Origin of the sequence: Prevotella fusca JCM 17724 (genome assembly GCF_001262015.1) — a bacterium.
Taxonomy (GTDB): domain Bacteria; phylum Bacteroidota; class Bacteroidia; order Bacteroidales; family Bacteroidaceae; genus Prevotella; species Prevotella fusca.
Genome location: NZ_CP012074.1, coordinates 1,474,174 through 1,497,719, shown reverse-complemented (window position 1 = coordinate 1,497,719; position 23,546 = coordinate 1,474,174). Strand labels below are relative to the sequence as shown.

The window sequence follows — 23,546 nt, the reverse complement described above, 5'->3', positions numbered from 1 at the left end:
AGAATGGTTAATATATTGTTTCCATGAGGATGTGTCAAAAGGGCGGGACGCACGGACTTGTGTGTTCTCCGGCAGGTGTTGTTACAATCGTAAGAACCCTGCCTTTGCTTCTGACTTCCGCTTCTATGAAGGCTTACATGTGCCCTCCCTTGCTTTTAATAAGCCTTGAGCCTGTACATGAATCCCAGCTCTATGCGGTTGGTATTGTACTTGTTCAGTCCGATACCCTCCTTGTAATCCACCTTCCTGCCCACGTAAGCGAGAAAGATACGTAGGTCCTGACTCTTTACCGGATAATATTCCACGCTGCCAACATAGCCATAGCTCTTGCGGAAGTTGTTGAGACGGTCAATCTTTTTAACGCTGGCAGTCTCATACATTCCTTTCAGCATGAGGTTCCACCGAGGTACAAACTGCCAGTTGAGCTTTGTCACGAACGAGTTGTAGTCAGTATCACTGAGCCATACCTGGGTACCTCCGGGGGCAGGAAAGAGGGCTGCTGCCTCGTTTGACACTAATCCCAAGCGGTCGACTCCGTCGTATTCACGCATGTAATCAAAGTAGCATTGAAGCCTGTCCAGTTTCAGTTTCTGTCCCAGTATGAGTATTCTGCTGTACTTGTGGCGTGCTTCTCCCTGCAATCCCCATGACCAGCGGGTCTGCAGCTTGTCGTCCATGAAGCTGCCGTTCCAGTTCACACAGTATGCAAGAGGGTTGCGCGACTTCTCCAACACCCTGTTATGTGTACCGTTGCCCTCGATGGCTACGGGGTTATCACCATACACCTCGCTGAACTTCTCGTTATGTGAATTGGTCACACCCAGTACGAATTCCTGCGATGGGACAGGCTTATAGGATGCTGCCACACCAGCCATATAGCAGTCAAGCGACCCTGTCATGTCGGAGAATTCATAGACATATATCGGGTTTTCATCAACCTCAAAGCCTCCGAGACTCTGACACAACTTACCCACTTCGAGCTTGAATCGGTCAGAAAACTTGTAACCAACCATCATAATATCCGTTGCCTTGGCAAAGTTGTCTCCCCCTTTTGCATCATTGGATTTGTTCAATCGGTGGCATAAACGGTAGTAAAGCCTGTCGGTCAGGTTACCTTTTATTTCCAGACGAAGCTCCCTGTTGGTAAAGCCAGTGCTCCATTTGTGCTCTGCATCAGCCTGTGCCTGCACGTCAGCTGCATAGTTGATGTAGACATTAAACATGTCATTGCTCTTCTTCAAGTCGGCAATTTCTTCAGCAAGTGACTTGAATTGTCCGTCATTGGCTCCATAACCGTGGTTGTCTTGGGCGTTTGTTCCCAAAGAAAGAGCAAACAGGCAGGCACATAACAGAGTCTTTTTCATGTCATTCAATCTTTTCATCAGTTATTTCAAAAGGATAGTCTCAGACGTGGGCTGGGCGTTCATGGACGATACCCGATACACACAGAACAGCCGGCTGGTGGCAGAAGCGAAGCAGTCCTGCTATGAGTACAGCCGTAGTCCTACTCGGAAGCACTGTTTCCTGTGCAATGGGTTCATATCACAAAAGTAGGAAAAATATCAATAGCTTTCCCAGATAACGCAAACAAAAGCTACTGGTTTAACATTCTTTAGCGTCATAACGCAACCACCATGGGCTGCTAATTGCAAAACAAGACTATGGTGGTGACACTTTGATAGGAAGAGAATAGAGATTATCCCTTGGTGAAGTACCTCCGAGAACTATGTTCTGAGCCGTCAGAATTCTTGAATATAACAGGCGACAACAGCCTTTCATCTCCGAAAAACATCGAAGGACAATGGATATAAGTACCGATAAAATGACAAATTATTATTAAAAACATGACAGACTTCAGAAATAATCGCTACTTTTGCAAAGAGTAAACTGCACCCGGCAAGTGGGGCTATGACAGGATAATCCACTGTGAATCATTGCTAGAATACATGCTCGTGCGTCTGCCGTCAGGCTTTGTCCACGGACGCTGGAGTCTTGTTTTCCAATCGGATTCAGCCCCTTCATGCCCGTTTGCAGCACTTTTTATGGTAGTTATGAGTAAACGATTGCTTTTCATATTCGGTGCGCTGCTGTTGCTTTCTACAGCTGCAACGGCACAGGAACATATCAACCCCGAAGACCGTGTGGTGGATATGGACTCACCAACGTTTGTGCCTATGGTTCACATCGGTAAGGTAAAGGTGGGTGCAGACAGCATACAATATGTCCGTACAAGCAAGGTTTACGTCTTCCCTCCCTTGGATTTCAAGAACAAATCACAGGAAGCTGCATATTACCGGCTGGTCTACAACATCAAGAAAGTGTTGCCGATAGCCAAGGAATGTCATCAGATTATCCTTGAAACAGGTGCCTATCTCGAGACTATCCCCTCAAAAAAAGAACGTGACGAACACATGAAGCGTGTGGAGAAAGACATTTGGAACACGTATAAGCCTCGTATGAAGAAGCTGAATTTCGCACAAGGAAAACTGCTCATCAAGCTCGTTGACCGTGAGTGCAACTCAACATCCTACGAACTCGTACAGGCTTTCCTCGGTCCTGTGCGTGCAGGTTTCTATCAGGCATTTGCGTGGGCTTTCGGCAGTAGTCTGAAGAAACGGTATGACCCGAAAGGAGCTGACAGGCTCGTGGAGCGCATAGTCTTGCAGGTTGAGGCTGGACAGTTGTAACCTACCTATGCCTTTCGATGCGACAGCAAGGGTGTGGTGACGGTAAGACGATTGAGGCATAGAGGACAAAAGAGGGGGATGAACGCAAAGGAATCTGAGAAGGGAAGGATAACCGGTTATCCGCCTTCAGGTATCAGCCATAATAGATACTATGTAAAAATAAGCTCATGTCCGGAAAATTACTGACGCTTAATTGCCATCCAACTAACGCCCAATTGACGTTCAATTAGTGCTTAGTTGAAGTCGAAGTAGTGCTTAATTGAAGTGCAATTAAGCATCTGTTTTTAACAAGTTATTATAATCTTCTGATTTACTGATGGTTGTGCGCATGCGCTCCTTGCTTTTTTTATCTCTGTTTTAATGTAAGGCAGACAGTAATTTGCGTAAAGATATTTCATAGTTTCGGACAAGAAGTTACATAACCTTAAGTTCAGTATAAAGCAAGATAGCTCATTGGAAGTCTGAACTTACAGAAAACTGGTTGTATCCTCATTGGTTCTGTAGGGTAAACACTTCCCATAAAAAGTTAGTTATTGGTGGCTCACAATATATCTTATAGGTTCAATTATGGACTTTTTCTCTCATCTTTAAGCGATGTGTCGTTGCCCATCAAATGTGGTGTTAAGGGCTGATCACATTGCAATATATTACTGGTCTGTCACGATATTACCGATAAAAAATAACAGGGACGCACAAACGGTGCGTCCCTGTTATGATAGTTGCGGCTGAGATAATGCTGTTTCCCGTCCCTAAGGGGTGGGGAGCAACTGCCATTACAGCGTGTAAAGCACCTGTATTACGGTCTGACCGACAGCCTGCAGCGTGTTCTTGTCAATATGCTCCATGGTGTCGTTGACGGTATGCCATGTCGGACCGAAAGAGCTCTGCTGGCAATCAGGATAGTAAGGAATGATGTCAATCGTAGGAATACCAGCAAACTGGTTCACGGGAACATGGTCATCGGTAACCATTCCACCTATTGTATCAGGGAAGTAAGAGCCGAATCCGGCCGCCTTTGCTGCCTCCCAGACACGGTTCACGATGTCTGGTGCAAACTGTACCGACATTCCTTCACGATAGAACTGTGCACCTTCGCCGCCTACCATGTCGAGAAGAATACCGAACTCAGGCTTGACAGCGGTCGGGAAGTTCTTTGCATAGTACTGTGCTCCTAATGCCCAGGAGTCGCCTGTATCCTGGTATCCTGTCTCCCAACGTGGTATTCCCCAGTCTTCAGCATCAAAGCAAACGAAGTCAACACCCACTGTCAGCTTCTTGTCAGCCTGCAACAGGCGTGCCAGCTCAAGCATTGCCGCTACGCCACTGGCACCGTCATTGGCTGCCATAACCGGCTTCTTGTGGTTAGTTGAGTCCGGGTCGTTGTCAGCCCAAGGGCGACTGTCCCAGTGTGCACAGATCAGTATGCGTTTCTTCGCTTGCGGGTTGAAGCGTGCGATGATGTTTGTCGACTTCAGTATCGTACCGTCATAGGCGTTGAGGTCGGCTTTCTGTTCCTGCACCTCACAGCCATACTGCTTGAACTTCTCCACTATCCACTTGCCGCACTGTTCGTGTGCTGCAGAGTTCATCAGACGTGGTCCGAACTCACACTGTGCCGCAGTGAAGGCGTATGCAGAGTCAGCATTGAACGCAGGACCCACAGGTTTTGCCGTAGCTACAGTATCAGATGCATTGTCGTTGTTGCTTGCTTTTCCCTTGCAGCCATAGGAAACGGTTGCCAGAGAGGCTGCCAGGAGGCAGCCGAAAAGGAGTTTTATATTAGCTTTCATTTTCTATTATAATCGATATTAAGCGATGATAGACGATCAGGATATTACTTCCTCACACTCTGTACCTGTGCCATTACACGCAGCCAGTTGCCTCCCCATATCTTCTCTATATCACGTTCGTTGTACTTGCGACGCAGAAGATGGAGGGTAAAGTTAATCATTTCGCTGGCATCAGCCATACCCCGGACGGTTCCGTCACCATCAAAGTCGGTGCCGATACCTACGTGGTCGATGCCCATGACGTTGATGGCATGTTCAAGATGGGCGATGGCATCCATGACAGTTGCTTCACCACCTTTCCTCAGAAAGCCCTTGTACATCGTGATATGTGCCACGCCGCCCTTCTTTGCCAACGCACGCATCTGGTCGTCGGTAAGGTTACGGGGAACGTCACAAAGCAATTTACTGTTGGAATGACTGCATACAATCGGCATCGTACTGAGCTCCAATGCGTCATAAAAACTCTTCTCACCGCCGTGACTCAAGTCAATCATTATACCGTTGCGGTTCATCTCCCTGATGACCTCTTCACCGAATTTGCTTACACCACCATGGGTATTGCAGCCCCGTGCAGAGTCGCAGATGTCGTTGTCACCATTGTGACAGAGGGTTATATAGGTCACACCACGCTGTGCGAAGTGCTTGACATTCTCGAGTTTATGCTCCAGCACAAGACCGTTCTCGATGGCAAACATGATGCTCTTACGGCCCTTGCGCTTGTCCTCATAGAGGTCGGAAGGCGTGCGGGCAATACTGATATAGCGTTGATTCTGCTTTACGATGTCCTCAATCTTGTCGAAGATAAGGTCGGCATAGACTGCTGGTGAAAGATGGTTCAGCGTCTCTACGAGGTCAGGATTGAAGCGTTTAAGTCCTTCGACATCAATCTTTGAGGAGAAAGACTCGCCAATCTTTGGCTGTGGAAGGTATGCTGCCATCGTCACTGCATCCTGTCTTCCCTCCGTCATCTTATGGAGATCATAGAGAATACGTGGGTCACGCTGGTCGAAGTGGACACCCTGTGGGAAGAACATTGGCGTATCGCAGTGTGTGTCAAGCGTAAGGATACGCTGGTGAAGCTGCTTGGCAAGATAGAAGTTGTTGGATTGTCCGACCAGCCACTGGAAGAGTTTTCCTCCCTCTTCACCCATCCATTCGGGATGCCACTGCACTCCCATGACAGGCTTGAACTCTGTACTTTCGATGGCTTCAATGACACCATCGGGCGAAAGAGCCGTCACACGGAAACGTTTGCCGGGGTCTTTCACAGCCTGATGATGGAACGTGTTGACCATTATGCGTTCTTCCTTATAGAGCGCATAGAGGACAGATGACTTCGTAACCGTCACGCTGTGTGTTGCCTCACTGCGTTCAGCGTCCTGCGAATGTTTCAGTGTTGCAGCGTGAAAGGTGGTTATCGTCTTGTCTTTGCTCAGCTTCTTCTCAACCGTTTCATCCGTCCTTATATAGTCTTCGTAGATATCCTGCTGTATTGTTCCACCCAAAGCGACAGCAAGGGTCTGGACACCACGGCAGATACCGAGGATAGGCAGCTGGCGGTTAAACGCCAGACGGGTAATCATCAGTTCGGGCAGATCACGCTCGGCATTGATGTTATGCAGGTGCAAAGAGGGCTCTTCACCAGTCCAAAGCGGGTTGATGTCGCCTCCACCCGTAAGGAGAAGACCGTCAAGATGGTCGAGAGTGTTGACAAGCACATCCTTATCAGCGACAGGAGGGACGAGCACCGGGATTCCACCCGCTGCTACCACCTGTTTATAATAGACATCCCTTATCGTAGCATCGCCGTCAGTAAAGTTGGTAGTGATACCGATTACAGGTTTGCGTTTTGCTTCGGGGAAGGTTGAATATACCTTATCGAGATGCGACTGAAGATTATACTGCATTCTTATTCTTTTTTGAATGGTCGGTTTATCGTTGATAGATGGCGGAAGAGTTTAGAACAGTTCTTCTGCAATAGGTATCTCACGCTTGATGCTCTGTTCAAGGGAAATGAGCGTCTCCGTGGAGACTACGCCCGAAATCCCCTGCAACTGGTTGTTGAGAAGGTCCATCAGCTGCTCATTGTCCTTGGCATACAGTTTGACAAGCATTGTGTAAGGACCTGTCGTGAAGTGGCATTCTACCACTTCCGGGATGGCACTGATGCGCTCAACCACTTTCTTGTACATTGAGCCACGTTCAAGATTAAGTCCCACATAGGTGCAGGTTGTATAGCCTAAACTCTTGGGATTGACATCAAAGCCACTACCTGTAATGACACCGTTTTCAATGAGGTGCTGTACACGCTGGTGTATGGCAGCACGCGAAACACCACATTGGGCAGCTACATCCTTGAAAGGCATGCGTGCGTTCTGTGAGAGGATACCTAATATCTTCTTATCCAATCGGTCTACTTTTTCCATGTTCTATGGTTATATATTATTATGTGTTCTATTATTCAGAGCTTGATTTGATTGCGAACAAAAGTAGGGAATTAATATGGAACAAGCAACAAAATGACATAAAAAATGCGCCACTAAGGCGCATTTTGTTTTTATTTTAAGCAAGAGAACAGTATTTCACGGCTTTTATCTTACTTTTTTACAGTCTTCTTGCCTTTGTTGGCAGGAACTTTCTTAGCAGGAACCAGCTTTGCAGCATCCATTACCTTTGCTTCCTTTTCCGCTGCTGCTTCAATGCCCTTGAGCTCGAGAGTGAAGATAAGCGTTGAGAATGGAGCAATGTCGCGACCAGCACCTTTCTCTTTGTATGCAAGGTTCTGTGGAATGACAATCTCCCACTTTGACCCGACAGGCATCATCTGCAGAGCCTCTGTCCAGCCTTCGATGAGTCCGCCAACATTAAACGTATCGAACTCTACACCATGACGTGAAGTTGCGTCGAACACCTTTCCGTCGATGGTCTTGCCTTCATAGATAACCTGTACACGGTCAGTTTCCTTCGGTATAGGACCATTACCCTTTGTGATGATGCGGTACTGGAGTCCGTCAGGAAGTACTACGACCCCCTCCTTCTTCTTGTTTTCTTCCAAGTAAGCCTCGTTCTTAGCCTTTGCTTCAGCCTCCTTCTGTGCCTTCAGCTCAACCTGCTTCTTCTCAAATATCCTGCTTGCTTCATCCACTTTGAGGAAAGTAGTGTCCTTTGCCATAGCATCTTTGAAGCCTCTATAGAGCAATTCTGTGTTGATAGGAGAGGATGTGCCCTCAAACTTTCCTACGATATTAGGCAGCATGCTCTTCTCGACCTGTGAACTGATAATCAGTCCGGCAACGTAAGCAGCAAAGGCAGAGTCCTTGCGGTTCTCAATGCCCTGGTGAAGACCGCGCAGGAAGTCGGGCATCTGTGCTTCTTTCACGCCGAACTGATTGGCGAGGTAATCGTTCAGACCACGGGTAATCGCCATACCTGCCGCATAGCTCAATGTATCAGAAGGTGTGTCCAGACTTGTCTGTGGCACGATGCGAACCATCTCGCATACGGTTTTCTGCTTTCCTTTCTTGTCTTTCTTCTTGCTCTGAGCACTTGCAGAGTTGAAGGCTGAACCTGCTGCGATGAGCAGTGCCAGCATTATTATCTTCTTCATTGTACTGTCGTTTTTAAAGAAAAGATGATTTCAATTGTAGAGGGTGCATGACATGAATATTATCAGTTGGGACAGATGCCCCTGTCTGTCTGCCCCGATATGGTACATCTGTTGACAGACGGGATGCGTCTGTCCCAACACAATCACCCTCCTTTATATTCTTTCTATAATGTTCTTATGGCTTTAAGCCCTTTTCCCAGGTGTAAGTTCGATGAATAATGAGCTTGGAAAAGCACATCAGCGTCTCCCTTTTCTGCTACGCAAGTGCATCATTACTGAATTATTCTCACGAAAATAAACAATTATCTTCATGAGAATAAATATTTCTTTTCACGATGAAAAATATTTCTTTTCACGATGAAAAATATTTCTTTTCACGATGAAAAATATTTCTTTTCACGATGAAAAATATTTCTTTTTATGAAAATAATTCTTCATCCATTGTTAAGGAGGATTGCAGCAGATGCTCTTCCGTAGGGAAAAGGAAGACTCACCGACCCCCGGTTATTACATTCCTGGCTTTGTCTGAGGCATAGCCGGTGCGCTCTCAGGTGCCTTCTCGATACCGAGCAACTCAACGGTAAACACGAGTGTTGAGAATGGCTTGAGGTCTGGACTTGGCTGCTCAGCACCGTAACCAGCTGTGTAAGGAATGGTAATCTCCCACTTTGCACCTACAGGCATCTTGGTCAGAGCCTCTGTAAAGCCTGGGATAACACCGCCAACTGGCATTGTTGCGCCGTCACGCTGGTCGAAAACCTTACCCTCGATGGTCTTACCGACATAGTTAATCTTGACAACATCAGATGCCTTTGGTGTAGCACCGGAGCCAGCTTTCAGCTCCTTCACCTGCACACCCTGGCCGATTGTCTTCACACCTTCCTTCTTTGCGTTGGCAGCCATGTAAGCATCGCTCTTCTTCTTGTTGGCACCGTAAGTCTTCTCAGCAGCCTTCATCTGGATAGCCTTTGAAGTCTTCTGCTCAATCTCACGAGCCTGCTCAACGGTCATCTTCTGTCCCTGACCCTTTGCACTTGCTGCGAAACCAGCGAGGAAGTTGTTCAGAGAGATGGTCTTGGTAGAGTCCTCGCCGAAGATCTGACGGTTAATCTGCTGCTTGATGATCATGTTCATCTGCATACCAACACCGATACCGGCATTGTAAGCAGCACGCTTCTTGTCCTCTGCGTTCTGTGCACCGTCGTTCATACCCTTGATAAACTCATCGATGTAAGCGGTGTCAATCTGCATCTGCTGGAGATACTGCTTGACACTCTGACCCTGGTCAACACCGAATGCGTAGCTCAAAGAGTCAACATCAGACTTCATTTCCTCCTTTGGAGCGGAGTTGCCACAGGCGGTGAAACCTGCAGCTGCGATAGCCATAGCGGCCAATAAATAAATTTTCTTCATTATTTTAATTGTTTAGTTTCTTAAGAATATTATCAGGGCAGGCGATGATGGACGATGATTTTCGTCTGAAACTGCCTACACATAATTCCTTACTTCACTTCAATCAGCTCAACATCGAAGACAAGGGCTGCGAAAGGGGGAATCTGTGCACCGGCACCACGCTCGCCGTATGCAAGGTTATAAGGGATGAAGAAACGGTACTTGGCACCCTCCTGCATGAGCTGCACACCCTCTGTCCAGCCTGCAATAACCTGGTTCAAACCGAATGTAGCCGGCTGGTTGCGCTTGTAAGAGCTATCGAATACGGTACCGTCAATCAGTGTACCCTCATAGTGACATACAACCTGGTCTGTAGCTGAAGGCTTCTTGCCGTTGCCTTCCTTCAGAACCTGATACTGCAAACCTGATGGCAAGGTTACGACGCCATCTTTCTTGCCGTTCTCAGCAAGGAAAGTCTCTCCTGCTGTCTTTGCTGCCTTACCAGCCTCAGCTGCTGCAGCCTGCTGCTTAGCTTCCTGCTCCTGAAAGAAGTTCTGTACGAGTTTCTGTGCCTCTGCATTGTCAACTTTCAGTTCTGAACCTGAAATAACATCCTTGATAGCCTGTGCGAAGTCGTCGATATTCAGTTCCTTTGCGCCCATTCCTGCGAGCTGTGAACCGATACCGATACCCAGTGCGTAGCTTAATTTGTCCATTATAGTTCTTGATATTATTAATAATTAATGTGCAAAGATACTATTTTTAAGGTATAGTATTGCATTAATCGAATTAAAATAACTAAATTTGTGGTAGAGAACGTGAGGAATACATGGAGATTGGAGAGGTTGGCCGGGGACTTGGCAAGGCTGCACAAGAGTGTCTTCAGCATAGGCTTCTGTCATCAGGAACATTGCCATAACTCCCCGTGACCGTCTCTGGTGTCCTCGACTTCCCGACGCATAAAAGGAGAAAAGGTATGAAGAGAATCGTATTCTTAACAGGTGCCGGCATGTCTGTGGAGAGTGGTTTCAAGACCTTCCGCGGCAATGACGGACTATGGGAGGATTATCCTGTTGAGCAGGTAGCATCCCATGAGGGCTGGTTAGCTGACCCTACACTGGTCAACAACTTCTACAATAACCTGCGTAAAAAGCTCTATGCTGCCAAACCTAACGAAGGTCATCGCCTCATCAAGGAGCTTGAGAAAGCCTATGAGGTGACCGTAATCACGCAGAACGTTGATAATCTTCATGAGAAGGCTGGCTCTGCAAAGGTCATCCATCTGCATGGAGAACTGACAAAGGTCTGCTCAAGCAATGAGCCTTATGACAGCCGTTACATACAGGAATTGCCACCGGAAAACTGTGAGGTTGCCCTGGGGACACGGGCTGGTGACGGCAGTCTGCTGCGTCCTTTCATCGTCTTTTTCGGCGAAGCTGTCCCCATGATAGAACCTGCCGCCGCCGAAGCAGCACAGGCTGACATCTTCGTTATCATCGGTACGTCGCTGAATGTCTATCCAGCAGCCGGTCTTGTACAGTATGCCCGTCCGGGAACTCCCATCTACCTCATTGATCCCGATGATGCACCTGTCAGTGGTTCAGGGCGTGTGACGCATATCAAGAAAGGTGCCAGCGAGGGAATGAAAGAGCTGATGAGGCTGTTGTGAGGTCCCGTCTGCTGAAGTTCTGCTCCCAGGTCCAGCCTGTATATCTTCCCAAAGGAGAAGGGGCTGACATATTGGAAAGATTGTGATCAGCCTGTTTCCAAGGTTTTTATACGGTCTTTCGGAATGGAGTCCGGATGGTTTTCGCATCTTCCCACTGGTTGGGAAACATGTTACTAATGCTTTGTAATGGTATTACAGACGCTTTGTAATCATACTACAAGTGCTTTGTAATGGTATTACAAACGCTTTGTAATCATGTTATAAATGCCTGGTGACAATCCTCTTAACGGGAAACAATAGTAGAAACAGAAGTAAAACATATCAAACAAAACACTTGAAAGATGACCCACATAACATTTCAAGCCCCATATTCGTGGGGAAGATGGAGGTGGGTAGCAATGATTAAATTTATGAAGAAACTATTATCACTTCTCTTCTTAGCCCTCATGGCAGTATCTGTCATGGCTCAGAAGAACGTTTACAAGTTTAGTGTAAAGGACGGAAACGAGCGTACCGTCAAGTTAAAGGACTACAAGGGCAAGGTGCTGCTCATCGTCAATACGGCGACAAAATGCGGATTTACACCGCAGTATGAGGCGTTACAGAAACTCTATGAGACCTATAAGAAGCAAGGACTCGTCATCCTTGACTTTCCTTGCAATCAGTTTGGTGCACAGGCTCCGGGCACGTTCCGCGACATTCACTCCTTCTGTACAGGCAACTACGGGACCACTTTCCCACAGTTTGCAAAGCTCAATGTCAACGGGCAGAGCGAATCACCGCTTTACACCTATCTGAAGGCTCAACAGCCATTCAAGGGCTTCGACCTGAATAGTAGCATCGGTAAGTTCCTCGATGAGAAGTTCCGTGCGGAGAATCCTGCCTATGCTAAGGACCCAAGTATCAAATGGAACTTCACGAAGTTTCTCATTGACCGTCAGGGACATGTCATTGACAGGTTTGAACCTACTGCTGACATGAAAGACGTAGAGGCTGGTGTCAAGGCTGCATTGAAGATGAAATAAAGGCTGTTAGGTCAATGGGGCTTATTGTGCTGATTAGCCTGATTGGTCCAACAAGTCCAATAAGCCTAATAATCAAAAAGACAAAACCGGCTGACACGCACCAAGTGTCAGCCGGCTTTGTTTATCGTTCTTGACCAACGTAAGGTTATTACACCTTCTGCTGGTTCTTCTGTGATGTCTTCTTCTTCACCTTAAACTTGTCGAATCCCTTACCGAATACGCCCATTACCCGACTCTGTGTTACGAAAGCATCTGGGTCAATGTCATCAATCATGCGATAGACGTAAGATGCCTCACGCTGGCGGGTCACGACGATGACAACCTTTATGTCATGTCCCGTATAGTAACCCTTTGCGTCGATGATGGTACTGGTGCGGTGTGGCTGGTCCTTTGAAATCATGTCACAGATTTCCTTATAACGTTCGGAAATGATGAGGAACTGCACCGAACGGCGGCTGGAACTGATGACTTGGTCGAGCACAAACGAGGTGATAATAAGGTTAACATAACCGTAGATAACCTGCTCCCAGTTATGAAGAACAAGATAACTGCCTGTCACGATGGTCATGTCAACCAACAGGATAACACGTCCGAGGGAGATGTCACGGTACTTGTTGACGATGGCTGCAACGATGTCCGAACCACCCGAACTGCCATTGTAGGACAGACCGAAAGCCAGACCCACACCACAGAACGATGCTCCGATGATGGCTGCCATAAAAGGCTCATCGTGTAAGAGGTCCGGATTAGGCACGAAATAACCTAAAATCTTCGTCATGGCTGTCAGCATCAAGACACCATAGATGGTTCTGATGCAGAACTTCAGGCCCAGGACTTTCAAGGCTACAGCCAGCAGAATGGCGTTCAAAACAAAGTAGGTGTTACTCACTTCAATGTTCTGTCCCCACTTCAGGATTGAAGCCAGACCGGCTACTCCACCGTTACCAATGTGGTTGGGAAGGAGAAAGATCATCCATCCGATAGCATAGGAAAGCATACCTACGGCTATCATCACATAGTCTAATATCTCCCGATAAAGAACTTTCTTGTTAATCATACGTTTAAGGATATAAGTGAAATGACCCTGCAAATTTAAATAAATTTTCTGAAACAAAGCACTTGCACAGAAAAAATAGAGTACCTTTGCAGAAAATAATATCTACTCCGAGGCTGCAGAAGAATGGCAATGGGTGTCAATTCGTAGGAAAGGGCGGCTTGTACATCCGCAAAAGACTGCCATTGGCGGACATAAAAGCCATGCTTCACGACTTTTAAACAGCCTCTCCCACTTGCATTTTTTGCAGAAAATTAGCAGCATGTCAGAAGATTTTGATATACATGAAGAAAGGCTGAACTCGGTCGAGAAGGATTTTGAGAACGCCCTGCGCCCGCTGAAGTTTGATGATTTCAGCGGACAGCAGAAGGTTGTCGAGAACCTCAGTGTCTTTGTTGAAGCCGCCAAGTTCCGTGGCGAACCGCTCGACCATACCCTCCTGCACGGTCCTCCGGGACTGGGTAAGACGACATTGAGCAACATCATTGCCAACGAGCTGGGCGTAGGTTTCAAGATTACCTCTGGTCCTGTGCTCGACAAGCCGGGCGACCTTGCGGGTATCCTCACGTCCTTAGAGCCTAATGATGTCTTGTTTATTGACGAGATACACCGCCTTTCTCCTGTCGTGGAGGAGTATCTTTACTCTGCGATGGAGGACTATCGTATTGATATTATGATTGATAAGGGACCATCGGCACGGTCTATCCAGATAGACCTCAACCCCTTCACCCTCGTTGGTGCAACGACACGAAGCGGACTGCTCACTGCCCCGCTCCGTGCCCGTTTCGGTATCAATCTGCACTTGGAATACTATGACCCGGAAACATTGCAACGCATTATCAAGCGGTCGGCACAACTGCTGAGAGTGCCCATCGTGGACGAGGCTGCAAATGAAATAGCACGCCGTTCACGTGGCACGCCACGTATCTGTAACTCTCTGTTACGCCGTGTGCGCGACTTCGCACAGGTGAAGGGTAACGGTACTATCACGCCCGAAATTGCTACGATGTCACTGCAGTCACTGAACATTGACAAGTATGGTCTGGACGAGATTGACAACAAGATTCTTCTCACTATCATCGACAAGTTCCGTGGCGGTCCGGTAGGTGTCTCGACCATTGCAACAGCCATCGGTGAGGACTCCGGTACGGTTGAAGAGGTTTATGAGCCTTTCCTCATTATGGAGGGGTTCATCAAGCGGACACCTCGTGGACGTGTGGCAACGCAGCTTGCCTACAACCATCTCGGGCGAAACTCATATCAGGAAAATCCCCTCCAGCCGGGACTATTCGACTAAAAGAACTCCATTGCGCAGGTTTCATGGCGAGCTTATGCAATGGAGTTTTTGCATTATATGACCCTGAACTGACGTCAATACAGCGGATGTCTGGCGTTAATATCCTTATCAAACATAATCCTTTCCGCCTATGAAAATGAACAGTATCAAATTCTTTTCATGAAAAGAAATAATTTTCTTCATGAAAATAAATATTTCTTTTCACGATAATAAATATTTCTTTTCATGAAAATAATTCGCAGCAGGCAGCTTTTCTGTATGAAAAAGCATACTGGATGCGCCTCCATACCTTGTCGGTTGCCGCTTGAATTACGGCTGTCTGTCCTCGCTTCTCACAGTCAGATGTCCCTCTTGAAACGATTATTATCAGAAAAAAAATACCATCCTTTGTCACAAAACTCCCAGTTCTTCCGTCTATATTAATGTAAACGAAACAGAATCATGAATCTTTTAAACATCAAGACAATGAAAACAACAATCTTTACTATTGCTTTCGCAGCAGCTGTTCTCCTCTCAGGCTGCACTGTACAGGCTAAACCGTCACTCGTAACCAGCGTGCCTAAGAATGATGGTGTTGAGGAGATTTTCAAGCAGCTCAAGAGTGAAAAGAACGTTACTTATATCAATCTGCCCAAGTCGTTCATCAAGATGGGACTGAAATCGTCCAATGATAAGACAGCAAGTGCCCTTGCCGACCAGATTGATGCCTTGCAGATTCTGGCATTTGAGAATACCGATAAGAAGGCAAAAGACAACTTATACAAGCGAATCGGAGGTCTGGAGGTGAAGGGATATGAGCCTATGGTAAAGACGAATGAGGATGGTGAAAAGGTCAGAATACTCGTCAAGAGCAATGAGAAGGAAATCCAAAGCATTGTCATCTTTGCCATGGACAAGGAAGACTGTTCACTCATCAGAATCGATGGACACATCAATCCTTCCGACCTTGATGCCATCGTGGATTCGCAGACCAAATAAAGCAAAGTGAGGTATGAAACGGGTTCTTATTTTGTTTGTCTTCGCTCTCAGTGTGCTGGGAACTTCCTCACAGAGCGTTGAGGCGTTGTTCAGACAGTACAGGAACGAGAAGAACGTAGAGTATGTGCATATCCCACGTTTCGTAATGTCAATGGTCAAGATGCTTGCGAAGGAAGGGCAGGACGAAGGCAGGGCGTTGAAGGCTGTCTCTTCCGTCCGGGCTCTTGACATGGAGAGCTGCAGTCCTGCTGTTAGAAAGAACTTTCAGAAGACGCTCCAGACCTTCCAGCCTGCAGGATATACGCCTGTTATCTTCTGTAAGGAGGGAGATGAAACCAGTTATATCTATATAAAGGAGAAGAAAGGCTACATCCGTGAACTGCTCATCCTCTCTGCCGGCAATAACGAGGGTGCCATCATGCAAATTAAAGGTAAGATAAAACCAGATGATGTGGACACGGTAGTAAAACGGAACACGAAGAAGAACTGTTTGAAAAAGCCATAAGATACGTTTCGACCTGTCGCTATCCGTCATCACACACCATCGCCTGTTAATTCCTACACTGCACATCAGCCCATGCAAGCAACCGAATTCAAACAACTGTTCCTGCCCTGTCATCGGAAACTTTTTTCGGTGGCATACAGGCTTATAGGTAATGTGCAGGCTGCCGAAGACTTGGTGCAGGAAACCTTCTTGAAGCTCTGGATGCAGCGTGATAAGATAGAAGGGGTTGGCAACCCCGAGGCTTACAGCATAACAGTTCTGAGGCGGCTGTTCTATGACAGGATGAGGACAGCCCGCCTGCCCGAGGTTGACAAGGACGTTGGAAGTCTGCAGGTCGTTTCCTCACAGAACCTCAGCAGGCAGGTGGAAGACAATGATGAATACGTGCAGATTAGGCAGATGATAGCCCGCCTGCCTGAACCACAGGGAAGGATAATGGTGATGCGCGACATTGAAGACCGTTCCTTTGAGGAAATCAGTACGGAGACTGGGCTCACGGAAGTGAATGTGAGGAGTATTCTGAGCCGTGCACGAAAGAAAATAAGAGAACAGATAAAGACAATACAACATGGCAAAGACTGAAGAAATAAAGCGTCTGCTTGTCCGATACTACGACGGACAGACCACCGAGGAAGAGGAGAACATACTGCGTTCCTATTTCAATAGTGGCGATGTTGATGCTGCTTTGGAGGAAGAGAGTGCCATCTTCATGGCTCTTCAGTCCGAGGATTGTCCTGTTCCGGAGGGCTTGGAAGCACGGCTGAGCCGACAGATAAACCAGTGGAATACCGTAGAGATAACCGCTCGTCGCACAGTAAGGCACAGTAACCTGCGCTGGGTAGTAGGCATTGCAGCCAGCCTGCTGCTTCTTTTCGCTGCCGGTGCTATCGTCTATCAAAGCGAGAACAGAGCCGGACAGACCGAACAGGATACCTATACGGACACAAAGGACGCCTATGCTGAAACCTCACGGGCACTGATGAAGTTCTCTGAATCAATCAATAAAGGGATTGAAGCTGCGGAGAACATCACTAACAAGACAGGAGATTAGATTATGAAGAGATTGATTTTAACGCTTTGCATGGCATTGATTGCCTGTATGAGTGCATTCGCTCAAAGGGCACTATTCGATAAGTATAGTGATACGGATGGTGTCTCTACTGTCTACATCTCACGCAATATGATGCGCATGATGGGCAGCGTTAAGGCTGGTAACAAGGACATAAGCAGGATTGCCAGACGCCTTGACTACCTGCAGATACTGTCCTGTGAACGTCCCTCTCTGGTCCCTTCCATCAAGAAGACTGCCCAGAACATATTCCGCCAGCAGAAGTTTTCGGTTGTCATGCAGGTTAATGAAAGTGGTGAGCATACCACTATCTACGAACGGCACCATGCCAATGGTAAGAATGAATTTGCCCTGCTTACCGTACAACGCGACGAGATAACCATCATCAATCTGCTTGGTAATGTGACGTTGCAGGATATTCGGGGGATAGCCGGTGGGAAATAATCCCCTGGCTTTCTTGGTTATATAACGGAAATAAACTATATTTGCACAGGATAAGCTGCACCCGGCAAAGTCAAAGTGAGCTTTACTGTGTGCTCGTTTGCATTATTTTTGCAGAAAATAAGGATATGAAAACAGGTATATTCGTCGGGAGTTTTGATCCGTTTACGATCGGGCATGACTCCATTGTATGCCGTGCCTTGCCTCTCTTTGAAAGGATTGTCATCGGTGTGGGTGTCAATGAGCGCAAGAAGTATATGCTTGATACGGAGGAGCGGACGGGGCGTATAGCAAAACTCTATGCCGATGAACCGAAGATAGTGGTGAAAGCATACAGCGACCTGACCACAGACTTCGCCCGTCGTGAGGGGGCTGAATACATCATTAAAGGTGTGCGCAGCGTGAAAGACTTTGAGTATGAGCGGGAACAAGCCGACATAAACCGACGTCTGAGTGGTGTAGAGACCATCCTATTCTATGCCGAGCCACAACTGGAAAGCATCAGTTCCAGCGTTGTGAGAGAACTGAAACACTTCGGAAGAAACGTAACGGAGTTCCTTCCAAAGGGATATTGACTCACAGGCTGATAAAGGATTATAAGCCCATAAGGCTAATTGATAAAACAGAAACAAATGATAACATACAGTGCTGAAGGCGTAAAGATGCCAAAAATCAGGAAACGTGATACTTCCCGCTGGATTAAAGCTGTTGCTGCCACACACGGCAGGAAGGTCGGGGAAATCGGCTACATGTTCGTTGATGACGAGAAAATCCTTGAAGTAAACAACGAATATCTGGGGCATGACTACTACACGGACATCATCACCTTTGATTATGATGAGGGTGATGTGCTCAATGGCGACCTTGTTATTTCGCTCGATACAGTCCGTACCAATGCCGAGTTTTTCAATAAGGTATACGAGGACGAACTGAATCGTGTCATCATTCATGGTATCCTCCACCTCTGTGGTATCAATGACAAAGGTCCCGGTGAGCGTGAGATTATGGAAGAGAACGAGAATAAGGCACTTGCCTTGCTCAAGGAAATGAGTAGCCGTTCATAATCAACGGCCTACAGGTTTCGGTATGGTTATGCCGAAATCGTTGCGTCATAGAAAAGCTGTTGATGATTAGTAGCATTCCTATCAAGCACTGATTGTCGTTGAAATGGTGATTGATTTAAGGTTGAGTAGTGCTTGATAGAGGTTCGATTAAGCACCGTTTTCCAAATAGATTATAATTTATGGATGTCCTATAGGTGCTTGATTGATTTCCAGTCAGGCACTGTTTTTTATGGATGGGATTGTAATCTATTGATTATCATGTTGCCATGAATACATGAAAAGTTGTTGGTGTCTGATAAAACTATTCCCATGTAGGTTAGGCATTAGTGCCTAACTATATTAATTATAATGACCATGATAAACCTCACTTACCATCTACAGCTGATGTGTTGTTGCCCATCACGTATGGTGTTGTAGGTAAGCACCAATGGTGTTGAGTACTAACCACCTTGCGGTATGCACTGGACGACTGGGGGCAAGAGTACCTGAACATATATTAATGTGCGGAACTTTGATACGAGGGTATCATTGTTCCGCACATCTCTTTTCTTTATTTCTCACGAAAGCAATTATCTGCTTTCGTGAGAATGAGTCGACAAAGATGTCCTTTTGCAGTAGAGAAGAAGATAATACTCTTCATAACTGCCCTTGGTTCATCATTCGTCCCAAACGCCTTCTGCCTTTTTCCAAGGCGGATTGAAGTATGTGTCGTCCTCATACTCGTCATACATAGGAGGATTCTCTTTACTGTCAGCATGGTCGTAGTCACTGCCACTACCTGCTATAATGAGAAGTTCAGGCGTTACCAAGACTTCCCAAGCCTTGGGCGGAATATATGTTCTTTTCATGACTTTTGATTTTTTAGTTTACGATAATCTTCTTGCCATTAACAATATAGAGTCCTGCCGGCAGCAGCATCATTCTGCTTTCGCCGGCATTGAGCGTTACGGCTTCAACCTTCATGCCGTTTGTATTGTAGATATCGAAGTGTACAGACTTCTTAGCCGTTGCAGTGATGTATCCCTTGCCAGCCTGAAGTGCAAGGTCTGCCTCAAGGGTGAGGTCTGTGATGCCGGTAGTCTCCCACTCTGCATCGTCCGTAACAACCTCAAAGCCTATCATCTCCTTGCTTCCCTGACTGCTTCTGTTATAGAGGTAGTAAGCACGGAACGGATAAACGTAAACATATTGGTATGACGGAAGGAGATTCTTGGAGCTGAGGAACATGTTTCGGGCGAAGTAGAACACGGAAGATGCATTTCTATCCACTTTCACGCCGGAATAAGAGCCATAGTTGGTGAAGTTATACTTGCTCCCGGCTATCGTTCCTGTAGCATTTTCTCCCTTATAGGTGTACTTAGGATTGTCCAGTGCCCCCGTGCTTGCCATTACGTCTGAACCATATTGCGTAGCAATGAAAGAGATTTTTTCGTCTTGAGGAGCATTGGTAACCTCAACCATGTAAGGTACATTGGCCTCTGTATTGTTGCCTTCTACAAGGTCGAATTTAGCCGAGCCATAGTAGTTCCGGGCTGAGGTATCTTCTGAATTATCCAGTACCAGGCAGTTGGTCGGACGCATTTTTGTTACCTTGAACGAGCATCCATCTGTAGTTGTATTGGTGTGTACACCGTTCACAAGAGAAAGCGTAAACGGAAGAATAATGGAGGCATGAGCCACCTTTCCATTCTTCGGGATGGTTATCTCTCGCTTGTAAGTTGCATAGTTCTCGTTAGGAACGGTAATCTTGTACGGTGCATAGAACGGCTGACGGTCAGTAATGACAATGTTCTTGCAGGCACGGAAGTCACCACTCTTTGTCTTCTGGATGTAGTTGTCCTCGTTATAGCTGGAACGTTCCGGGAAGTAAAGCAGACAGTTCGGGTTCAGTTTATCCTTCATTTCGTTCATCTCTGCCTTGTTAGGAATATGAACAGAGTAAAGGTCAGTATAGTCAAGGTACAGAACCTGCTTGCCGGTAGCTCCGACACCCTGCTCTCCATTGCCTCCGTAAAGAGCATTTTTGAGTGCCTGATGCATCATCGGGACAGTCAGATAGGCGTTGCCAGCAGGTATCTTCTGTCCTGTTTCTGCATCAAGTGCAATAAACTTACCGCCGTACATCGGTTTGTCAGTATCGATTCCATCAAGGTTGTAACAGGTGTTGTCATAGAGCTTGGTCAGCTCACACTTCGCCTTGTAATCCTTGACAACGAGCTTGATGTCCATCAGGTAGTAGGCATAGTAACGGTGCTCCATTGCTGTGGTCGGTGCCACGTTCCAGCGTGTCTCGTCTCCTGTGAAGAGATAACACTCTTTGGAATTATTGATGGCAATTTCGATATTCTCGGTAAAGGTTCCGCCCTGTGACTGATAAAGTGCCTCAGAGTAAGGGTACTCCTTCAATGTCGTCGGCGTAGCACCCGTATTATTGTTGTTCAGCTCATCAATATTGCTGTACTTGAAAGGCTTGTCACCACACATCTTGGTGTTGATCTTGTCGCTGGCATTTTCATTACCCGTAGTCGTGTACTGCTTTCCATCACCGAAGCTGTTGTAGTAGTCGGACTTGACAAAGTAATAGCGTGCATGGCGTTGGTCCGTACCATTTGGATAGGTGGCATCACCATACTTGCTGTACAGGTTCTCGAAAGTAAACTTACACTTCTGCTGATCACCCATAAAGTCCTTCGGTACATAGAAGAGGAACTTACCACCGGAAACCTGGAAGTCGTTGGATGTAAACTGCTGCATCAAGGTTGGACCGTCAGCCTTCAATGAATGGCAGATGATATCGATAGAGTTTACAAACGGGTCCAAAGCCTCAAGTGTCAGCTCAAAGGTAACGAGTGCTTTTGTATCAGAAGCCAGTCCAGACACTTCGAACTTGACAGCATCATTGTTCAAGTTGGGTACTTCGATGGTACCTTCAACCCCTTCTGTTACATTAATCTCCTGATAAGGAACATTCTTGTCTGCTGCATAAACTTTCAGTGTATAAGGTGAAGGCGTGAAAGTAGGGTTAACAGCAGTTCCTCTTGCAGTCGTCAGCTTAGCAGCATAACTGCTGTTGACTTTCAATTGGGCAAAGTCATCTTTATCTGGCATATAGAGGTAATAAGTACTGTTTTTAATCAGACTCGCTATATTATCTCCTATCTTCTCGAAACTTGAAGCCTTTGCAGCATCGTTTGTAGAGTAAAGATAATACTTTCCACCCGTATCATGAATGTACAGGTAATTGTTTCCACTATATAGTTTACCGCTGTTTGTACCTGTCAGCTTCCATGCTACTCGTTTGCTTTCCTTCCATTTTCCATCTGTCTGGAGATAATATGTCTTCTTCTTCCATCCACCTTTTACTACGGTAATATAGAAGCCGTCGTTATAGGTGATATTGCTTTGAGCAGCAGATGACCCATAGCGATACTTAACCTTAGCCCCTGTAATTCGATAGCCAAGTGGGATATCTGTACCATCCTGTGACTTAGTTAAAGTAGGGGTCTCTATATAATAAGTGTTGTTACCTACGGCAAAATAGAGGTTTCCATCATTGCGAAGTGCCTGTATGTCACCAGCTCCGGCTACTGCAGGCAGCTTCTTTTCACTTGTTACAGCACTTTCCTGATAGAGAATGTTGCTTGCCATAAGTTCCCTGACATTCCGATAGTCATAACTGAAATAGGTCTTACCATTTTTCACGTTAGGCTTGATAGCCCCCAAGTCCAGTTTACTTGTAGTGAAAGGAACATCAACCATGTTCACTCCCTCATTGATAATCATAGAAGGAGAGCCTGGTGCTACATCCGCCTGGAAAGGTCCTTCAGCGGTGAAGTAAAGCTCACAAGACTTAATGGTTGCTCCATAGAATTCATCCCTCTCCCTCCAGAAGTAGAAGTAAAGGTTGTTACCCATGTCGGTATTATTATTGCTGGTGCGCTCAATAACATATTCCGTATTTTCATTACTCGATCCCATTGTCTGTGTCTTAGCTTTTGGGGAATTGATATTGAAATTACGATCTGTTTCGTACATGATTTTCTTCATGCCTGCTATATTCATAGTATTAACAGTTTTGTTGTTAATATTATTTAGCAGAACGATGCGGTAGCCTGTAAAGCGAAAACCTTTAGGAAGGGATATGTTCATACTGGTCGTAACGGTCTTTCCACCCATTACGACATATTGACCCTGACTGGCATCCAGACTGATGTTTCCGGCAGGGTCTTTCAGCTGTCCACCTTCTACCAGGTCGGTCTTGTCAGAAACGGTAAGGGTCAGTGGTAACTGGTTATGACGCCACAGAGAACTCCAGCCATGCTCGAATCCGATTTCGATGTCATAGGTAAATCCTGCGACCAGCTTTCCCGAATTGGGACTGATGGTAACATTCTGTGCTTTGGAAACTGCAAAAGAGGAAAGCATTATCAATAATAATGCCAGGCGCTGAAGCACATCCAGCCTTCGTCCTCGTTTTAATAATGAGGATAATTTCTCCATAGAATAATTTGGTTTAAGTTTATAATTGTGTATACTGCTCTCATTTACATATCAAATACCTGGTATATCATACAGTTTCCCATATTGATATATTGTTCCAAATTGATATGTTGTTAATTTATTTTTTCAAATTACGTTTGATTTCACAAAATTATAGTTTCATATTGAAATATCCAAAAACATTTACAAGCAATCTTCTCCCCCTGGTGGGTAATGTACTCAAGTACATGTTTTTACGTTTATTCAATTTACTTTGAAATCAAATAAAACCAAATTGAGCCATGCAAAAGATACAAAACAGCGTTACAATAAGTACAAAGCACTGACAGGAGAAGGCGTTTTTAAGATATCAGAGCATTTTCAGGTGAGAACTTGAAGATATCCCATGGTATCAATATTACAGGATGATTGTATATGACAAACATATCTTCTGCGAAAAAACATATCACCTGTGCTTTATTTCATGAT

At 46.1% G+C, this 23,546-nt stretch carries 22 protein-coding genes; 12 read left to right on the top strand and 10 right to left on the bottom strand.

Annotation, left to right across the window (positions count from 1 at the left end; translation table 11 throughout):
* Nucleotides 1-155: 155 nt before the first annotated feature.
* Nucleotides 156-1,364 (bottom strand): porin, encoded by a 1,209-nt coding sequence (locus ADJ77_RS06165; protein WP_050696225.1) that lies wholly within the window; start codon nucleotides 1,362-1,364, stop codon nucleotides 156-158.
* Here ADJ77_RS06165 and ADJ77_RS13760 point away from each other — a divergent pair.
* Together ADJ77_RS13760 and ADJ77_RS06160 are read left to right on the top strand one after the other, a co-directional pair.
* Nucleotides 1,363-1,554 carry a hypothetical protein gene (locus tag ADJ77_RS13760; RefSeq protein ID WP_042740806.1) on the top strand — a complete coding sequence of 64 codons (192 nt, stop codon included), beginning with the start codon at nucleotides 1,363-1,365 and terminating at the stop codon, nucleotides 1,552-1,554. The genes ADJ77_RS06165 and ADJ77_RS13760 overlap by 2 nt on opposite strands.
* Nucleotides 1,555-2,051: 497 nt before the next feature.
* Nucleotides 2,052-2,687: a DUF4294 domain-containing protein gene (locus ADJ77_RS06160; RefSeq protein ID WP_050696146.1), complete on the top strand. Its 636-nt coding sequence runs from the start codon at nucleotides 2,052-2,054 to the stop codon at nucleotides 2,685-2,687.
* Between the two features lie 773 nt (nucleotides 2,688-3,460).
* Here the strand turns inward: ADJ77_RS06160 and ADJ77_RS06155 are convergent.
* The 6 genes from ADJ77_RS06155 to ADJ77_RS06130 form a co-directional block, all read right to left on the bottom strand.
* The gene (locus ADJ77_RS06155; RefSeq protein ID WP_025077684.1) at nucleotides 3,461-4,477 is read right to left on the bottom strand and encodes a M28 family peptidase; all 1,017 of its coding nucleotides are present in this window, start codon (nucleotides 4,475-4,477) and stop codon (nucleotides 3,461-3,463) included.
* Between the two features lie 44 nt (nucleotides 4,478-4,521).
* Complete coding sequence (locus ADJ77_RS06150; RefSeq protein WP_025077685.1) at nucleotides 4,522-6,384, bottom strand: gamma-glutamyl-gamma-aminobutyrate hydrolase family protein; 1,863 nt, start codon at nucleotides 6,382-6,384, stop codon at nucleotides 4,522-4,524.
* A 51-nt stretch (nucleotides 6,385-6,435) separates the two neighbouring features.
* The gene (locus tag ADJ77_RS06145) at nucleotides 6,436-6,903 is read right to left on the bottom strand and encodes an Lrp/AsnC family transcriptional regulator (protein WP_025077686.1); all 468 of its coding nucleotides are present in this window, start codon (nucleotides 6,901-6,903) and stop codon (nucleotides 6,436-6,438) included.
* A gap of 170 nt (nucleotides 6,904-7,073) precedes the next feature.
* Nucleotides 7,074-8,084, bottom strand: coding sequence for an FKBP-type peptidyl-prolyl cis-trans isomerase (locus ADJ77_RS06140; RefSeq protein WP_025077687.1), 1,011 nt, complete (start codon nucleotides 8,082-8,084; stop codon nucleotides 7,074-7,076).
* A 507-nt stretch (nucleotides 8,085-8,591) separates the two neighbouring features.
* Nucleotides 8,592-9,497: an FKBP-type peptidyl-prolyl cis-trans isomerase gene (locus ADJ77_RS06135; RefSeq protein ID WP_050696145.1), complete on the bottom strand. Its 906-nt coding sequence runs from the start codon at nucleotides 9,495-9,497 to the stop codon at nucleotides 8,592-8,594.
* 89 nt (nucleotides 9,498-9,586) lie between these two features.
* The gene (locus ADJ77_RS06130) at nucleotides 9,587-10,192 is read right to left on the bottom strand and encodes an FKBP-type peptidyl-prolyl cis-trans isomerase (protein WP_025077688.1); all 606 of its coding nucleotides are present in this window, start codon (nucleotides 10,190-10,192) and stop codon (nucleotides 9,587-9,589) included.
* A 260-nt stretch (nucleotides 10,193-10,452) separates the two neighbouring features.
* Here ADJ77_RS06130 and ADJ77_RS06125 point away from each other — a divergent pair, with 260 nt between their 5' ends.
* Together ADJ77_RS06125 and ADJ77_RS06120 are read left to right on the top strand one after the other, a co-directional pair.
* Entirely contained in the window at nucleotides 10,453-11,145 is a 693-nt protein-coding gene (locus ADJ77_RS06125) for an SIR2 family NAD-dependent protein deacylase (RefSeq protein WP_025077689.1), read from the top strand.
* A gap of 410 nt (nucleotides 11,146-11,555) precedes the next feature.
* Nucleotides 11,556-12,170, top strand: coding sequence for a glutathione peroxidase (locus ADJ77_RS06120; RefSeq protein WP_025077690.1), 615 nt, complete (start codon nucleotides 11,556-11,558; stop codon nucleotides 12,168-12,170).
* 148 nt (nucleotides 12,171-12,318) lie between these two features.
* On the opposite strand, the gene ADJ77_RS06115 is transcribed toward ADJ77_RS06120, so the two are convergent.
* A complete protein-coding gene (locus ADJ77_RS06115) occupies nucleotides 12,319-13,227 on the bottom strand; it encodes a YitT family protein (RefSeq protein ID WP_050696144.1) in 909 nt (302 codons plus the stop codon).
* A 259-nt stretch (nucleotides 13,228-13,486) separates the two neighbouring features.
* Here ADJ77_RS06115 and ruvB point away from each other — a divergent pair, with 259 nt between their 5' ends.
* The 8 genes from ruvB (at nucleotide 13,487) to ybeY (ending at nucleotide 18,578) form a co-directional block, all read left to right on the top strand.
* The gene (ruvB, locus tag ADJ77_RS06110; protein WP_050696143.1) at nucleotides 13,487-14,521 is read left to right on the top strand and encodes a Holliday junction branch migration DNA helicase RuvB; all 1,035 of its coding nucleotides are present in this window, start codon (nucleotides 13,487-13,489) and stop codon (nucleotides 14,519-14,521) included.
* Nucleotides 14,522-14,986: 465 nt separating this feature from the next.
* Complete coding sequence (locus tag ADJ77_RS06105; RefSeq protein ID WP_025077691.1) at nucleotides 14,987-15,499, top strand: DUF4252 domain-containing protein; 513 nt, start codon at nucleotides 14,987-14,989, stop codon at nucleotides 15,497-15,499.
* A 13-nt stretch (nucleotides 15,500-15,512) separates the two neighbouring features.
* A complete protein-coding gene (locus tag ADJ77_RS06100) occupies nucleotides 15,513-16,004 on the top strand; it encodes a DUF4252 domain-containing protein (RefSeq protein WP_025077692.1) in 492 nt (163 codons plus the stop codon).
* Between the two features lie 72 nt (nucleotides 16,005-16,076).
* Complete coding sequence (locus tag ADJ77_RS06095; RefSeq protein WP_025077693.1) at nucleotides 16,077-16,586, top strand: RNA polymerase sigma factor; 510 nt, start codon at nucleotides 16,077-16,079, stop codon at nucleotides 16,584-16,586.
* Nucleotides 16,573-17,055, top strand: a complete 483-nt coding sequence (locus ADJ77_RS06090; protein WP_025077694.1) for an anti-sigma factor — start codon at nucleotides 16,573-16,575, stop codon at nucleotides 17,053-17,055. The genes ADJ77_RS06095 and ADJ77_RS06090 overlap by 14 nt, the downstream gene beginning before the upstream one ends.
* Before the next feature lie 3 nt (nucleotides 17,056-17,058).
* Entirely contained in the window at nucleotides 17,059-17,517 is a 459-nt protein-coding gene (locus ADJ77_RS06085; protein ID WP_025077695.1) for a DUF4252 domain-containing protein, read from the top strand.
* Nucleotides 17,518-17,642: 125 nt separating this feature from the next.
* Nucleotides 17,643-18,089: a pantetheine-phosphate adenylyltransferase gene (gene coaD / locus ADJ77_RS06080; protein WP_025077696.1), complete on the top strand. Its 447-nt coding sequence runs from the start codon at nucleotides 17,643-17,645 to the stop codon at nucleotides 18,087-18,089.
* Between the two features lie 57 nt (nucleotides 18,090-18,146).
* The gene (gene ybeY / locus ADJ77_RS06075) at nucleotides 18,147-18,578 is read left to right on the top strand and encodes an rRNA maturation RNase YbeY (RefSeq protein WP_050696142.1); all 432 of its coding nucleotides are present in this window, start codon (nucleotides 18,147-18,149) and stop codon (nucleotides 18,576-18,578) included.
* Nucleotides 18,579-19,234: 656 nt separating this feature from the next.
* Here ybeY and ADJ77_RS06070 read toward each other — a convergent pair.
* Nucleotides 19,235-19,426: a hypothetical protein gene (locus ADJ77_RS06070; RefSeq protein ID WP_025077697.1), complete on the bottom strand. Its 192-nt coding sequence runs from the start codon at nucleotides 19,424-19,426 to the stop codon at nucleotides 19,235-19,237.
* Between the two features lie 13 nt (nucleotides 19,427-19,439).
* Entirely contained in the window at nucleotides 19,440-23,078 is a 3,639-nt protein-coding gene (locus ADJ77_RS06065) for a hypothetical protein (protein WP_042740807.1), read from the bottom strand.
* Nucleotides 23,079-23,546: the final 468 nt, after the last annotated feature.

Excerpts from the sequence above, each read along its gene's own strand:
- ADJ77_RS06130 (WP_025077688.1), bottom strand. The coding sequence starts at position 10,192 with ATGGACAAATTAAGCTACGCACTGGGTATCGGTATCGGTTCACAGCTC.
- ybeY (WP_050696142.1), top strand. The coding sequence starts at position 18,147 with ATGATAACATACAGTGCTGAAGGCGTAAAGATGCCAAAAATCAGGAAA.
- ADJ77_RS06160 (WP_050696146.1), top strand. The coding sequence starts at position 2,052 with ATGAGTAAACGATTGCTTTTCATATTCGGTGCGCTGCTGTTGCTTTCT.
- ADJ77_RS06145 (WP_025077686.1), bottom strand. The coding sequence starts at position 6,903 with ATGGAAAAAGTAGACCGATTGGATAAGAAGATATTAGGTATCCTCTCA.
- ADJ77_RS06115 (WP_050696144.1), bottom strand. The coding sequence starts at position 13,227 with ATGATTAACAAGAAAGTTCTTTATCGGGAGATATTAGACTATGTGATG.
- ADJ77_RS06150 (WP_025077685.1), bottom strand. The coding sequence starts at position 6,384 with ATGCAGTATAATCTTCAGTCGCATCTCGATAAGGTATATTCAACCTTC.
- coaD (WP_025077696.1), top strand. The coding sequence starts at position 17,643 with ATGAAAACAGGTATATTCGTCGGGAGTTTTGATCCGTTTACGATCGGG.
- ADJ77_RS06120 (WP_025077690.1), top strand. The coding sequence starts at position 11,556 with ATGAAGAAACTATTATCACTTCTCTTCTTAGCCCTCATGGCAGTATCT.
- ADJ77_RS06100 (WP_025077692.1), top strand. The coding sequence starts at position 15,513 with ATGAAACGGGTTCTTATTTTGTTTGTCTTCGCTCTCAGTGTGCTGGGA.
- ADJ77_RS06090 (WP_025077694.1), top strand. The coding sequence starts at position 16,573 with ATGGCAAAGACTGAAGAAATAAAGCGTCTGCTTGTCCGATACTACGAC.
- ADJ77_RS06070 (WP_025077697.1), bottom strand. The coding sequence starts at position 19,426 with ATGAAAAGAACATATATTCCGCCCAAGGCTTGGGAAGTCTTGGTAACG.
- ADJ77_RS06085 (WP_025077695.1), top strand. The coding sequence starts at position 17,059 with ATGAAGAGATTGATTTTAACGCTTTGCATGGCATTGATTGCCTGTATG.
- ADJ77_RS06065 (WP_042740807.1), bottom strand. The coding sequence starts at position 23,078 with ATGGAGAAATTATCCTCATTATTAAAACGAGGACGAAGGCTGGATGTG.
- ADJ77_RS06105 (WP_025077691.1), top strand. The coding sequence starts at position 14,987 with ATGAAAACAACAATCTTTACTATTGCTTTCGCAGCAGCTGTTCTCCTC.
- ADJ77_RS06140 (WP_025077687.1), bottom strand. The coding sequence starts at position 8,084 with ATGAAGAAGATAATAATGCTGGCACTGCTCATCGCAGCAGGTTCAGCC.
- ADJ77_RS06155 (WP_025077684.1), bottom strand. The coding sequence starts at position 4,477 with ATGAAAGCTAATATAAAACTCCTTTTCGGCTGCCTCCTGGCAGCCTCT.
- ADJ77_RS06095 (WP_025077693.1), top strand. The coding sequence starts at position 16,077 with ATGCAAGCAACCGAATTCAAACAACTGTTCCTGCCCTGTCATCGGAAA.
- ADJ77_RS06165 (WP_050696225.1), bottom strand. The coding sequence starts at position 1,364 with ATGAAAAAGACTCTGTTATGTGCCTGCCTGTTTGCTCTTTCTTTGGGA.
- ADJ77_RS13760 (WP_042740806.1), top strand. The coding sequence starts at position 1,363 with ATGTCATTCAATCTTTTCATCAGTTATTTCAAAAGGATAGTCTCAGAC.
- ADJ77_RS06135 (WP_050696145.1), bottom strand. The coding sequence starts at position 9,497 with ATGAAGAAAATTTATTTATTGGCCGCTATGGCTATCGCAGCTGCAGGT.
- ruvB (WP_050696143.1), top strand. The coding sequence starts at position 13,487 with ATGTCAGAAGATTTTGATATACATGAAGAAAGGCTGAACTCGGTCGAG.
- ADJ77_RS06125 (WP_025077689.1), top strand. The coding sequence starts at position 10,453 with ATGAAGAGAATCGTATTCTTAACAGGTGCCGGCATGTCTGTGGAGAGT.